Annotated in this window: 12 protein-coding genes, 1 tRNA gene and 1 pseudogene; 10 read left to right on the top strand and 4 right to left on the bottom strand. The window is 64.5% G+C overall.

Features of this window, described 5'->3' with window-relative positions; translation table 11 throughout:
* The first annotated feature begins 375 nt into the window (after positions 1–375).
* Positions 376–828, top strand: a complete 453-nt coding sequence (locus ACMCNK_RS23515) for a hypothetical protein (RefSeq protein ID WP_412738540.1) — start codon at positions 376–378, stop codon at positions 826–828.
* A gap of 506 nt (positions 829–1334) precedes the next feature.
* Here ACMCNK_RS23515 and ACMCNK_RS23520 read toward each other — a convergent pair.
* The gene (locus ACMCNK_RS23520; protein WP_412738541.1) at positions 1335–1676 is read right to left on the bottom strand and encodes an Imm51 family immunity protein; all 342 of its coding nucleotides are present in this window, start codon (positions 1674–1676) and stop codon (positions 1335–1337) included.
* Positions 1677–2660: 984 nt separating this feature from the next.
* Here ACMCNK_RS23520 and ACMCNK_RS23525 point away from each other — a divergent pair.
* Positions 2661–3005: a histone-like nucleoid-structuring protein Lsr2 gene (locus ACMCNK_RS23525; protein ID WP_412738542.1), complete on the top strand. Its 345-nt coding sequence runs from the start codon at positions 2661–2663 to the stop codon at positions 3003–3005.
* 556 nt (positions 3006–3561) lie between these two features.
* Here the strand turns inward: ACMCNK_RS23525 and ACMCNK_RS23530 are convergent.
* Positions 3562–4221 carry a class I SAM-dependent DNA methyltransferase gene (locus ACMCNK_RS23530; RefSeq protein ID WP_412738543.1) on the bottom strand — a complete coding sequence of 220 codons (660 nt, stop codon included), beginning with the start codon at positions 4219–4221 and terminating at the stop codon, positions 3562–3564.
* Between the two features lie 59 nt (positions 4222–4280).
* Between ACMCNK_RS23530 and ACMCNK_RS23535 the strand changes: the two genes are divergently transcribed.
* From ACMCNK_RS23535 to ACMCNK_RS23555, 5 genes and pseudogenes are all read left to right on the top strand, one after another.
* Positions 4281–4562 (top strand): hypothetical protein, encoded by a 282-nt coding sequence (locus ACMCNK_RS23535; RefSeq protein ID WP_412738544.1) that lies wholly within the window; start codon positions 4281–4283, stop codon positions 4560–4562.
* Between the two features lie 15 nt (positions 4563–4577).
* Positions 4578–5881 (top strand): annotated as a pseudogene (locus ACMCNK_RS23540) (IS256 family transposase).
* Positions 5882–6445: 564 nt separating this feature from the next.
* Positions 6446–6832, top strand: a complete 387-nt coding sequence (locus ACMCNK_RS23545; protein WP_412738545.1) for a DUF6193 family natural product biosynthesis protein — start codon at positions 6446–6448, stop codon at positions 6830–6832.
* A 156-nt stretch (positions 6833–6988) separates the two neighbouring features.
* Entirely contained in the window at positions 6989–7408 is a 420-nt protein-coding gene (locus tag ACMCNK_RS23550) for a barstar family protein (RefSeq protein WP_412738546.1), read from the top strand.
* Between the two features lie 159 nt (positions 7409–7567).
* Positions 7568–7783, top strand: coding sequence for a hypothetical protein (locus ACMCNK_RS23555; protein ID WP_412738547.1), 216 nt, complete (start codon positions 7568–7570; stop codon positions 7781–7783).
* Between the two features lie 160 nt (positions 7784–7943).
* Here the strand turns inward: ACMCNK_RS23555 and ACMCNK_RS23560 are convergent, their stop codons facing one another.
* Positions 7944–8483 carry a hypothetical protein gene (locus ACMCNK_RS23560; RefSeq protein WP_412738548.1) on the bottom strand — a complete coding sequence of 180 codons (540 nt, stop codon included), beginning with the start codon at positions 8481–8483 and terminating at the stop codon, positions 7944–7946.
* Positions 8484–8632: 149 nt separating this feature from the next.
* A complete protein-coding gene (locus ACMCNK_RS23565) occupies positions 8633–9040 on the bottom strand; it encodes a hypothetical protein (RefSeq protein WP_412738549.1) in 408 nt (135 codons plus the stop codon).
* A 386-nt stretch (positions 9041–9426) separates the two neighbouring features.
* Here ACMCNK_RS23565 and ACMCNK_RS23570 point away from each other — a divergent pair, with 386 nt between their 5' ends.
* The 3 genes from ACMCNK_RS23570 to ACMCNK_RS23580 all read left to right on the top strand — a co-directional run bounded on the left by ACMCNK_RS23570 (position 9427) and on the right by ACMCNK_RS23580 (position 12715).
* Positions 9427–10077 carry a hypothetical protein gene (locus tag ACMCNK_RS23570; protein WP_412738550.1) on the top strand — a complete coding sequence of 217 codons (651 nt, stop codon included), beginning with the start codon at positions 9427–9429 and terminating at the stop codon, positions 10075–10077.
* Between the two features lie 567 nt (positions 10078–10644).
* Positions 10645–11628 carry a hypothetical protein gene (locus ACMCNK_RS23575; protein WP_412738551.1) on the top strand — a complete coding sequence of 328 codons (984 nt, stop codon included), beginning with the start codon at positions 10645–10647 and terminating at the stop codon, positions 11626–11628.
* 1011 nt (positions 11629–12639) lie between these two features.
* Positions 12640–12715 (top strand) — tRNA-Arg (locus ACMCNK_RS23580).
* The last annotated feature ends 353 nt before the right edge of the window (positions 12716–13068 follow it).

Genomic DNA, 13068 nt, shown 5'->3' on the forward strand with positions numbered 1-13068 from the left:
TGCAATTGGGCGCTTTATAACAGAGGAGGCGCTCTATGACCTTTGGTTTGTTGATCACCTTGAGTCCGCCGGCTGGGACGCGAGGAGATCTGCGCTGCTCCGAGAGGTTCCAATGGAGCATACACGGACCGTATACGAGGCGTGGAAGGAGCTGGATTCTATTAACCAACTCGACGCCCCAAATGCTGTACTACTCAACCGCAGAAGAGAAGCGATCACAGCACTGGGGGCTGCGCTGCATGTAGCGGTGGAAGGGTTCGTGCGAACTCGACGAGATAATTCTCCTAACGGCTAACCGGATGGGTGGCGGGTGGGCGAATTATCTTCTTAGGATCGTTTGCGGGTTGGAGCGAATTCTTTGGTGGGAGGTGATGTATGACTATCGGGTTCACTCCTGGTGGAGTGTTGAAGGTTCCGCTTGCAGGGGGAAGACAGGCGTACGCGCTCATGCTTTCTGTTTTCCCGGACATTGCGTTTTATCGGACGGAAGGCCAGCAAAGCATAGGGGAGGCAATGCGGAACTCGCCCGCATTCATCATTGGTGTTGTGCGAAATGCCTATTCGCGTGGCCGCTGGGGCAAGCTGGTCGCCCATGTTACGCCCGATCAGATACCCTCAACGCCAGCATACTTCCGCCAAAGCCGTGTGAATCCGAAAGAGTGCTACCTGGTCGATTCGTCAGGCAACGCAACGAAGGTCGCGCCCGCTGATTGTGTCGGATACGAGCGTGAGGCAGCTTGGGCAGCAGAACACGTCGAAAGCCGCCTTGAAGATTTATATGCCGGACGCCCAAGCGCGGTTGTCGAAGCGACGCGCCTGATCATCTAGGTCCGAAGCGGAAGTTTGCGCGGTTAGCTGTCTTCGGCCCAGTTTAACAAATTGATGGCTTAAGTCGTAGATCATTGGTAGGACACGTGGGAACCTAGGATTTAGGACTGTTTGACAATGGCACCGCTATGAACCTCCGCACGATCTCCAAGATGCCGCACCAGATAATCGAACTCAGGTGATCAAACGTCCTCATGGCAGTAGTCGGAAACAGCCGCGATTATCGTCATTGTCGTCTTGCGTTCGCTCATGGCTGCTGCGATCGTGGCGTCGCAATTGCCGGGTAGGCCGCTAATGCGCGTGGCCGATACGCCTGGTTCGCAACGAAAAGCTTTCTGGACAGCTCGCGCCAGCCATTCTCGTCCTCCCGGATGCTTTCGACGAGCAGCGGCGCGTCGTGTTCCGTCGGCGGGGCCCACGTTCGCGTCGTGCCCGTCCGGGTGATTGATCAATGTTCCTAAGTTTGAGCGCCACCCCGAGTGCCTCGTTCCGAGATCAGCTGGTGGTTAGTCAAGTTCGGCTTCGGTGATGAGCCGCGAGAGCAATGAGCGATCGTGGAATGTGGCGTGTAGACGCTCGGCCAGCCGGCGCAGCGCCCCGAGGTTGGAACTCCCTGCCACGAAGGTGCCGCCCTCGGAACTGAACCAGATCGTGTCCGAGAGGTCGGGCATCTTCGTGTGGGTCAGCCACCAGGCGAGGCTCTCCCACCCGTGTCCGTTGCTTTCGGCGCCGAGATCATCGAAGACGTCCTCGACATCCTCCATGTCGCTGTCGATGAGCACCAACTCATGCTGGCTGTCTTCACGTGCATAGATGCGAAACGGAGGAAGGGAAAGATCATCAGCCACGCGGGCATCGTAGTGGCATCAAGCGCCTGACGGGTGGCCACTGCCCCGCAGTACCGGGCCCGTTTGTCGCATCGACGGCGGAGCAGGGCGAGCAGTTCGCCGACCGCGTCGAGCGCGGGCCCTGCCAGTGCGGATCGGTGTTGCCTCCGCGCCGACTGGGCGCAGACGTAGACGGCAGGGTCGCCGCCGGGCAGGCCGGTGGTGGTGAGGTTTGATGGTCGGCTCGGGCTTGGCCACTCCGACGGCGCGTGAGTTGGTCACTACATGTGTTTCCGATGCATCTGTCGGCGAGCAACGGTGTGTTGGAACGGGCTGCCGCAGATGGCTTCACTCGCGGGATACCCGATCATGCGCCAGGAGGCGAGGCCGCTGCTCTCGGTCGCTGGTGTTCTAGGCGTGTAAGCGCGATGCGGGCTGCCACACGGACCAGTTCAAGCTCTCCGCGGGCAAGGTGCAGATCGTCGGCCGGACCGCGCACGGGACAGCGTGGTTCACGCTTGCCGACGCGGATGCGGTTCCACCGCTGGCACTGTGTCCGGATCCCGCGGCGTGTGCGCGTGCCGGGGGATTCGACCTCGGGGAGACAGGTCTCAACATTGGCGGCGACGCCGACATCGTGTCGGCGGTGCCGTCCGATGCTGCTGTGGAGGCTATGTACTTTCGCAAGCCGATCGGGATTGCGGTGCTCACGGCCGTATGCCGGTTGGCCTCGGCGGCAGGCCCCAGGCCGTCTTCGACGACTCGGTCGACCAGTTCTCTGCCGTCTGCCGGGCGAACTCGTAGAGGACCTTGTCCATGAGTGGCCGCGGTAGGCGGGCTTGCGCCGAGGCTGCCGGATGCTATCGGATGCAGCTCCGAATTCTCTCGCATGGGATGGTCGTCTGGTTTCGTGTAATGCGGCGAAGAGTGGGGCGGACACGGCGACTATGCTCGGTCATCGGCCGCGTAATTCCCGCGCGGTCTTTGCGACCTTCGGGAGTGATCATGGCCAAGCAAATCATCACGCTGCTCACCGACGACCTCGACGGCGCAGACGCCGACCGCACCATCGAGTTCGGGCTCGATGGCGTGAATTACACCATCGATCTGTCCGAGAAGAACGCTGGCAAACTCCGTAAGGTGCTCGACCCGTATCTGGCGGTCGCCGCCCGGGTCGGCCGGACCGAAACGCATGGCCGCATCGGCTCCCGCAGAGCCGCAACGCCAGCCCGGACAAACCGGGATCAGAATCAGGTCATCCGGGACTGGGCCGCCAAGAACGGCTACGAGGTGTCCGAACGAGGTCGCATCCCCAGCACTGTCGTCGAAGCGTTCCACGCCAAGCGGTAGCCCCGCTACCCGCCGGGGCGGAGCGTCACAGTCATCGACCGCGCACTCGACTGGGTCAACATCGGTGCGCAACCGTTGCAGAGGTTCATCGTGGACGAAGACCGTGGCTCGCGAGGATCTCATCGTCGTCGCGGACGCCACTGTGGGACGCGAACGAAACGATTACCGGCAGATGCGGTGTCACCAGATGCTGATAGCGGTGCTGGTGGCCCGGCTTGTCGCCCAGTCTGCCCCAAGCCAATCATCCTCACCCCAACGATGCCCGGAATCAGCCGGAGTTCCTGAATCCGGTTCAGCCACCGATAAGGAACCGTCGTGGGGGTTCCGGACATCCCTGCGAATCATCGGGCCGTATCTGGCATCCCCTCCCACCTGGTCACTGACTGCGGTGAGCCTTGCGCATCACCGGCCGCAGATGAATGCGGCGGTCGACGGCGGTCTCCTGCTGCGCCGAGTCGTTTCTGCCGCCGTGGTTGGACGAGTCTCGAGCGGGTCTGGATTCGGGCCGCGAAGACCACCCGGCTGATGACCAAGGGCGCCCACGCGGTGCACTACGCTATGCGTTCCCGGAGCGGGTCTTGCGGACCAGCATGTACCCGTAAGGGGGCTCCGCGCCTTCGGGAGGGGTACTGCCCTGGAATACAGGGGCGAACCCGTTGGCGGCGAAGCGGTCCTCCATCTCTGCTGCCGAGAGCCAGTACCGATCGAAGTCAAGGCCGAGACTGCCGACCCGGCTGCCGGGACCGTTGCGGCGCAGGGTGCCATCGCCGTGTTTGAAGGCCGCCACGAGGTATCCGCCCGGCCTGACGACTCGGGCGAGCTCGGCGAACGCACGTGCTCTGGCGCCCGGTGCAAGGTAGATCAACGAGAACCAGCACACGACCCCGGCCAGCGGCGCGTCCTCGAACGGCAGCTCACGCAGATCAGCAACCTCGTAGGCGAAACCCGGGTGCTCGCGCCGCGCCACCTCGACCATGCCAGGCGATAGGTCCACCCCGCGCGGCGACAGACCCCGGCCCGCGAGGTAGGGAAGAAGCCGTCCGGCGCCGCAACCCACGTCCGCGACCTCTGTACCCACGACCAAGGCCAGCTCGGCGAACAGGTCGAGCATCGCCGGTTCCACCGGCATGCGTTCGAGCGCCCCGACCAGGTTCTTCGCGTACCACTCCGCAAGTACGTCGTGCGCATCCCGTAGTTCCTCGGTACTGGCGTCCATGCCCCGCTAACCTTCCCGTCGCCGCCCGTCGCGCGGCGAATCTACCGCAGGCTGCCGGAGTGAACACCGAAGGAATCGTTCGTACTCGCTGGAGAAGGCTCGCCGTCCAAAACGGTGTGCGCGAAGCCCTCGCCGAGATCGGTCACGGACGGGAGGTGGCCCTCAACCGCGTGGTCGCCGAGGACCACGGTCGGCAGACGGACCAGCGGTCCGCGTACCTGTTGTCCGGACATTCGTCGGACGGTCACCGATTCGCCGATCGGCATGTATCGGCCTGCGCTGTCACCGCCGACGACACGACGGTGATCCCGAGGGACTGGGAAAAACGGTGTAACTCCTGATCAAGAAGACACCTGATGACCGTGACGATCGAAGCCGCCATGGATACTGCCGCGGTGGCGAGGAAGAAGGACCCGGCGGTCTCGCCGGAAGCCGTGGATGCCGAGTTGGTCGGCCGGCTGGTCGAGCAGGCCCGCGCCGCGGGCCTGCAGTTGACCGGCGAGGGCGGTTTGCTGCAACAGCTGACCAAGCGGGTGATCGAGGCCGCGTTGGACGGTGAGATCACCGACCACCTCGGCTATGACAAACACGATCCGGCGGGTAAAGACGGCGGGAACTCCCGCAACGGTTCCCGGGCCAAGAGGGTGCTGACTGACGTCGGGCCGGTCGAGATCACCGTGCCGCGGGACCGCGACGGCTCGTTCGAACCGCAGATCGTCCGCAAGCGGCAACGGCGGCTGACCGGGGTCGAGGACATGGTCCTGTCGCTGTCAGCGAAGGGTTTGACGACCGGGGAGATCAGCGCTCATCTGGCCGAGGTGTATGGCGCCGACGTCTCACGGCAGACCATCTCGACGATCACCGACAAGGTCATGGACGGCATGGCCGAGTGGCAGAACCGGCCCCTCGACAAGGTGTATCCGGTGGTGTTCCTGGACGCGATCAACGTGAAGATCCGCGACGGGAAAGTCGCCAACCGGCCCATCTACGTGGCTCTCGCGGTCACCACCGAGGGCACCCGCGACATCCTCGGGTTGTGGGCCGGTGACGGTGGTGAGGGCGCCAAGTTCTGGTTGACGGTGTGCACCGAGCTGAAGAACCGCGGTGCCGAGGATGTGCTGATGGCCGTCGGCGACGGCCTCACCGGCCTGCCCGACGCCATCAACACGGTGTGGCCCAGGACGGTGATGCAGACCTGCGTGGTCCATCTGCTGCGGAACTCGTTCAAGTACGCGTCCCGCCAGCACTGGGACGCGATCGCGAAGGCCCTCAAGCCGGTCTACACCGCGGCGACCGAAGCCGCCGCTGAGCAACGGTTCCTCGAGTTCGCCGAGACCTGGGGCGACAGATACCCGGCGATCGTCAGGTTGTGGGAGAACGCCTGGGCGGAGTTCGTGCCGTTCCTAGCCTTCGACGCCGAGATCCGCAAGGTCGTCTGCTCAACCAACGCAATCGAGTCGGTCAACGCCAGGATCCGCCGGGCCGTGCGACCCGCGGCCACTTCCCGAACGAGCAAGCCGCCCTCAAATGCGTCTACCTCGCCGTGATGGCTCTGGACCCGACCGGCGCCGGCCGACGCCGCTGGATCACCCGCTGGAAACCCGCCCTCAACGCCTTCGACCTGGCCTTCGAAGGCCGCCTCACCGCGGGCCGTAACTGACCCTCAACAAGATCGAGTTACACCGTTTCTTGACACTCCCGATCCCGAAACCCGTGTCGACCAGGAAGTGGTACTCGTCGCCCTCGACTCGTGGGCCGGCGCCGGAGTGGCCGAGGTTGACCACCGAACACCATGGCAACGCGCCGGCTCGAGGCTGAAGAGGGAACGGCGCTCCGATACTCTTCGGTCATGCCGAACCGCTTCTATCGGCGTCATTGGGACGAGACCTGAGGCGATGAGTTCGACGGTTGGGGTCGCTCAGTTTGGTATTTCGAGGTTGGCGAGGACGGCTGGCCCGTCCGGCAGGTTGAGGTCTACGACGTAGGCCGTGTTCTCCGCTATGGCCCCGGACACGGCGAGGATCGCTACGGAGGTCTCGGCCAAGCAAGCCTTTACGACTCGGACGAGGACTGGCGGGCCTTCGGAATCACGGAAGCCGAGTTCGAGCGAGTCTGGGACGCGGGCGGCGAGTGAGAGCTCGGCCGTTCGGCGGCGTCCGGGCTGCGGGGGTTGAGTGTTTGCTCCCCGCGTTGATGGATAGCCGGGAGGTGCATCATGTCGCCGATGGATGAGCGAGCGAAAGCGTTGGTCGAAGCGGGCTGGCAGGCTGTTCGGGACGACGAGCGGGTGCGTGTTGAGCTGCTGGAGGCGGCCTACGCCGAACCCTGCCTGCGGCGGCTGTATCCGTGGACGGGGATGGGTGAACTACATTTCAGCCGTTGCACTGAGTGGCCCTGGACGTGGGATATCCCCTATATCGAGCCGGCTGCGGGGGCCTACCGGGTTTCCGGGCCCAGCCGAAGCGAGACCATCGGTCCGGCGACTACTGCACAAGAGGCCGTCGCGATGGTGGTCAGACGCCTTCCATCTGGCACCGTCGCCGCGTTCGTCGGTACCCGCGACCAACTCGCTGCCTACGAGGAAGAAGGATCTCGGAAGCGGGCTGACTGACCAGCGCGATACACGATGCCGACCGTGTCCTGGGTCTGAGCAGCGGCCACTCACATTGGCGCGATCGGCCGGACCGGCCGTATCAGCAGCTCGTCGCGCTGCGTAGCGATCATATCGCGGCTGAAGAGGATGTCCGGTGAGCTTCATACTGACGTCATGGCTAACCCGCCCGAGGACCTTCCAGTGCTGGTCATCGATGGTGCCAGCTTCTCGGACCTTGCAGGATTCGCCCGCGAGTTTTCCCGGCTGCTCTGTCACCACACGTGGCGGGGGAACCTGGACGCCTTCAACGACATCCTCCGCGGAGGCTTCGGGACACCCGAGAACGGCTGGGTACTGAAGTGGCTTGACTCCGAGTCGTCCAGAACCACGCTTGGCTACGAGGCGACAATCGGATGGCTGGAAGACGTGCTGCTCACCTGCCATCCGACGAACCGGCCTCAGGTCGAGGCCAGGATCGTCCAGGCCCGGCGGGGTGAGGGGCCCACACTGTTCGACCAGATCGTCGAGATCATCCGTTACCACGGCCCAGGTGGTCCCGAATCCGAGGACGGCGTCCACCTGGATTTGCGATGATCAGCGTCGGATACCACCAAAGTTTGGCTGGCTCGATCAGGCAGCCTGGAGCGCAGACGATTCGGCGACTGCCGTCGGTTACGGCCAATCGTTCCGCCGGTGCACGCATATGCCGATGGGGGATGCTTGCCGCCGCGCCGCCTGGGTATCTTCTTGAGCGTGATCACCCGTTTGGGCCACGGCACATCGGGGGCGATTCGACGCTTCGCCGGATGGGTGGCGCGCGGCTCGGTCGGCCATCCCATGCTGGCTCGTATCGACTATTGGGATATGCTGAAGGATTCCCCATCGCAGATGGAGATCTGTTTCGCGATCTGCGCCAATGTTCTCGAACTCGACGAGCGAGGCATACCGACCAGCGAGAAAGTACGCTGATCGACGGGCGGCCACTTGGTTGTACCGGTACTGCACCGGTGAGCTGCCGCTCGGCGAGGAGTACCTCGAGCATGGGAGTGCGAACCTTTCTGATTGCGGCCCTCACGGAGATGTCGATGACAGTGTGCCGCGTAGGTGCGACCGCTGAATGTCGCCTTGACTATCGGGCGTGGCGTCTCAACGCAGCACGTAGTTCGTCGAGACCGGGGCGGAAATAGCCGGCGTCCACGGTCAGCACGGGTTGACCCCCGGAATAGCGGATCCGAGGCAGGTCGCGGCTGGGCAGCTCAACACGGAGTGCGTAAAGGTTGCGCGGCACGATCTCCAGAACCGCCAGCAGCCCCGGTCGGCGCACCTGGGCGGAGAGGATGTCCTCCCAGTCGATGAAGACACCGGCTCGGCGCGCACCGATTTCGATGCCGGCGTCAGAAATACGGAACCAGGACCAATATCGGCCCCTTTGCCGTCCGACTGCGGCATTCACAATGAGCACGCCGAGCCCGCAGCTGCCAGCGGTTTGTGCGAGATCGGCCCACCGCACGCTGAGGCCGGACAATACGGCTAGGGGTGGCCAGAGCATCACGTACATGGTCATCGCGAGCAGCGGCGGTGTGAACAGCATCAGGGCCCCGCGTGCATGAAACACGGTGGCGTGCCGCGCGGCGTCGGGTGCCTTCGGGATTGTGCTGTCGGCCCTCATCAGGGATGACGCACCGCAGCCATCTTGATCATGCGTGGCAGTACACCACCATCCCGAGGCGGCCGCTACGGCCGACAGGTACTGATTTCGCACGACGACCTTTCCTGCGCGATTCGCCGAGACATCCTCACTCGCCCCAACGCACCTACTCAGCGGCGCAGCCAGCGCCAGCCGTACCCGACGAGATCGCCGAGGGCAACAACCGCGAACGCATAGCCCGCGAATCGCAGCCAGGTGTTGCCGTTGCCAGCCGCGAAGCTGAGACCGACGACGGCGTATGCGCAATCGAGCCACCACGCGAACAGCCCTCGCTGCGGCGGTGCAACCGTCACCTGGCGGAACGGATCCCGGCCGATCGAGTTCCGAAATGCCGATCCCAGCCGGACGCGGCTGAACTCGCCGCACTGAACAGCCTCGGCCACCTCCGGCAACAAGGTCCTTACGCTCACCAACTCGGCTTCAGAGACGGCGGCTACCAGCGGCCGCGGACCGGCACGCAATATCAGCACCACCATCCCGGACGCGCCGCTTGAGGAGATGGCCCACACATCGTCCATTTGTCCGTCCCGCTGAAAGGAGTTCCCGTGGCGATGGAATGGTCACCGCAGCTACGGATCATTCCAAGATCACCGGGCGTGTCAAGGGAATGGCCCGACCCAGGTCGTATCCGCATCAGCTGCCGCCGTCCGTGCGCGCGGGTCCGTGTGCGGGTTCGGGGGCGTCCGCCCCGCTGGGTCGGCGCACGGCGGCGCGACACAGTCAATTCGGCCGACCGGACCCGTGGTGCACCCGCAGCGGTGAGGCCCTGGGGCGGATCGGCTGACGTTCCGAAGAGGTCGTCGACCTTAAGCTCCGCTGGTGCTTGAGCTGCCCAGACTACCCGCTATACGGGTGCCTCTCGCCGGTCTCCTCCATGTCGTCGAGTGAGCTTGATCGAAAACCGATGCGCGAGATCGAGCTGAACGTGGCGCCGTCTCCGCCGCGGACCTGGGCGCCGGTACGGGCTGGCGTCGCGTTCCTGGCGACGGCCATTCTCGTGTTGGCGTACGGGAACATGGCCGACCTCGTGGTTCTGCATGACCATCCGCTTCCCACCTTGGTCTTCGGACCCGCGTTGTGGGTCCTGCTCGCCATGGCTGTGACGATGCTGGTTCCGTCCGACCTTCGGAGCCGCTCGGCCGTTGCCTGGGCGTTTGGGGGTACCGGGCTTGCCGTTCTACTCGCCGGCTGCGTCGGTCTGACAGCATCCCTCTTCGGGTTGGGGATCGGGTCGTCAGGCCGCCACGGTAACCGGATCGATCTCGTGTCATCAGCGGACGGCCGCTACCAAGTCGAGGTGTTCTCCTGGCAGGCCGTACTCGGCGAGCCAGGCTGGGACGTCGTCGTCTACCGCCGAGACGGCCTACGCGGTACCGAGGCATACGCAGGATGCCTGTTCTCCGAGGCATCGGCGAACTACCAAGCAATCCAGTCGGTCGAAGCCGGTTACGTGCGCATCGCCACCGAAGAGGGCTCGATCGCCATCGCGTTCGACCCGAACACGATGCGAATCACCCAGCGCATTCCCGTAGGTCTTTGTCAGGGATACGAATAACTGCCCCCAGCCGGCCGCTCAAGCCGCCCACGACCGAAGACCGACGGCGCCTCAACTGGCCTTTCTGGGTGCACTCTTCTGCCGCGAACAAGGCGCTGCTTTCTCTTCGGCGCTCGGTATCGGCGAAGCAAGGCGGTGATCCGCGCGTAGTCGCCGGCCCCGTTCAGTTCCTCCAGCAACTCGTCCGGGCAAAGTTCGTAGAGTTCGCCCCACCACCGGCATGCCTTGTTGTCCCAGATGCGGTAGCCACCGGGAACGCCCCGCGCCACGTACCGTCGCCTGCTCATCGTTGAGCAAGGTACAGGAGGTCCAAATCACGGCGCGCCGCAGTTACAGACCAGGCAGTTGTCTCACTCGCTATGCCGCCGTCCGTGCACGCTGCCAGACGAGGCGCCGTCACGCTCGGTGGTTGGCTTCCTGCGCCGGTCGATACCATGAACTGGCGATGAGCGCGCACGCGATCATGCTCCGGCGACGTAGGTGGAAGCTGAGCTCCGCCGTCCCGACCGCTCCTGGCTGCGACGCAAATGGTGAGCGTCCCTCTGGGCGTTGCCGGACTATACAGGTGTGGCTGAACAGAACGTCGTGGCTCGGACGTCGAACCTCCCTGCCAGCGCGGGGTCTTGGGAAGCGCTCGTCCTCGACGTGGAACACCCCGGCAGTCCAGCGCTGAAGGTGGAAGTCGCCGGGCGTGGCTTGCTCGCGCTGCGCCAGAACGACACGGTCGCGTTGATGGCCCAGATCGATGCTGATCTCTCCGGCGTTGAGTACGCGGTGACCGGCCAGTTCTGTTCGCCCATTCCGCCGATTCGCGCTGCTTATGCGGCGTCCCTTGGAACCGAAGGTTCAAGCGGAGTTCGGCAGGCGCGGTGGGCGCACCACTTCGCCGCTGCGCTGACCAGGTCGACGAAGGGACCACTGCATACCGGCCGCTGGGTGGTCAGCGGCGATGCCACCCATCTGCGACCCGCGATTCGGGCGTCCACCCTGGCCGAGCGTTGGGAACAGCTTCTGCTGCCCGGCGGTCAGGGCTACATCGATTGGTTCGTGGATAACGGCGCTTGGCAGATTCTGCCGCTGCACCCGCTCGCCGACCCGGACACGGGACGAGTCAAGGCGTACCGCAAGCAAGCGAGGGAGGGAATCCTCGCGCCTGTCCTGCTGTGGTGGATAAGTGGCCTAGACTGCTACGTCCTGTTGGACGGCCATGACCGGCTCGTTGCAGCCCTGTCCGAGAACGTGGAACCGCCGATGCTCACCCTCTCCTCAGTGAGCCCACAGCAGGCCGCTCGTGACACGGACGCCGCCTTGAGCCGATACGCCAGAACGACCGAGGCGCTCGAACGCCAAGTCACCGCAGGAGCATCGGGAGCCACGGATGCTCTTGCCGCCGTCAACCGACGGCTTGCCGAAAACCTGAAGACGATCGAAACCGCCTATGGCGTCACGCGAGCGTGGCCGCTGCGTGGCGGCACTGCACGTTGGAACGCTCTGGCAGCGGCGCACGTGGCGGACTGGCATGCAGAGATGACAAGAACCGGCAGGCCGTAGGGCATCCCACGGGAACCAACAGCAGTGCCATTCGACCCGACTCCGACTTATGCGTCGACGGTTTCTCCTTCAGATGCGAGGCGCGCGTGCTGCGCATCGTCACCGGCAGCTTCCTCGGCGGGCGATGTTCTTTCCGGCGCGAGCGCTTCAGACCGGCTCAGGCGGGCCTACGTCAGCTTGGTCGAGATGGGATCTCTGGTTCGGATCACAGAACGTGATGGCGAGTCTGATCGAAGCAGGACATCGGATCGCGGATTAGAGCAAAGGGCGTGGCCGATCGTTCGAAGCACCCGTTTGTGCACGTCTCGCGGTGTGGGGTCACCGGCCGTTGATAGCCGAGCTGGTCCTGCCGCCGTCCTCGTACAGGCGTTCGGGTGCCGATTCGCTTGGCTGCGTTGGCCGGCGCTGCAGCGCTGCGCAACGCCATGGTGCCGGACATCGAGGCGGGCGCGAAGATTGCGGGGCGTATCGAGCCGTCTCCCGAGCGGCCAAGGGGGCAAGTGGGCATGGCAGGCAGTATTAGAACGTCAGTACGATGATCGAGTGGGGAGCGTGAGCCCGGAGCGGGAAGAGCCGCTTGCCCGCACGCGACATGTTGCCGCGGCCCGTCGGTACCTCAGCGCCGTCGCGTCGGTGCAGGCGGTTGGCGTGCCGATCGATCCCGGCCCGCCGGGTGCAGTACGCGATTGGGATCGCAACGACATCGCCGCGTTGCGCGAGCTGCACGAGGCTCTGGGCGAGATGCTCAGCGCGCGGCAGAGCTGGGATGCGACGCCGATGAGCCCAAGCCGATCGCATCTCGCCGCAGGCCCCCGTGGTGCTCCGATGGTGATCGGACGTCGGAGCACGGTGCAGCACTGTGCGACACGCACCGGCATGCAGGCCCTACTCGGCGACATGCTAGAGTCGTTACCCGCAGGTCCGGGAGTGACGAAACGCCGGATCAGCGGATACGCAACCGCGACCCGTTGGACGCATCAGCACGCGCGATCACGGGGAGTAGTTGGGTGAGCGCCCGTAGCTCAATGGATAGAGCATCTGACTACGGATCAGAAGGTTAGGGGTTCGAGTCCCTTCGGGCGCGCCAGTTGAGGCCCTGAGCAGCAGCAGCGCTACTCAGGGCCTCACGTTTGTCTATGGGGATATGAACCGGCCCCCGAAAACCCCCCGACAACGCCGATGGGCGATCAGGTTCCGCGTCTGCGCACGGTCGCAGTTGACCGCATCGGGGACATCCGCCAGGATGTCCGGCCCCGCCAGCCGACCAAGGCGGTACCTCACGACTGTCATCAGCGAGCGTGAGCAGCACACCTTCGCCTTCACCTTCGACGAGCCGGAGCTCGGGAAACCGAAGGCGCCGGTGCCAGGCTGAACGCCTGGTCAACCGCCAGATGGGTCCCAGACCATCGCTCAGGATGCTGCCGTGAAACCCTGATCCGA

Source organism: Krasilnikovia sp. MM14-A1259 (genome assembly GCF_047159535.1).
Classification (GTDB): domain Bacteria; phylum Actinomycetota; class Actinomycetes; order Mycobacteriales; family Micromonosporaceae; genus Actinoplanes.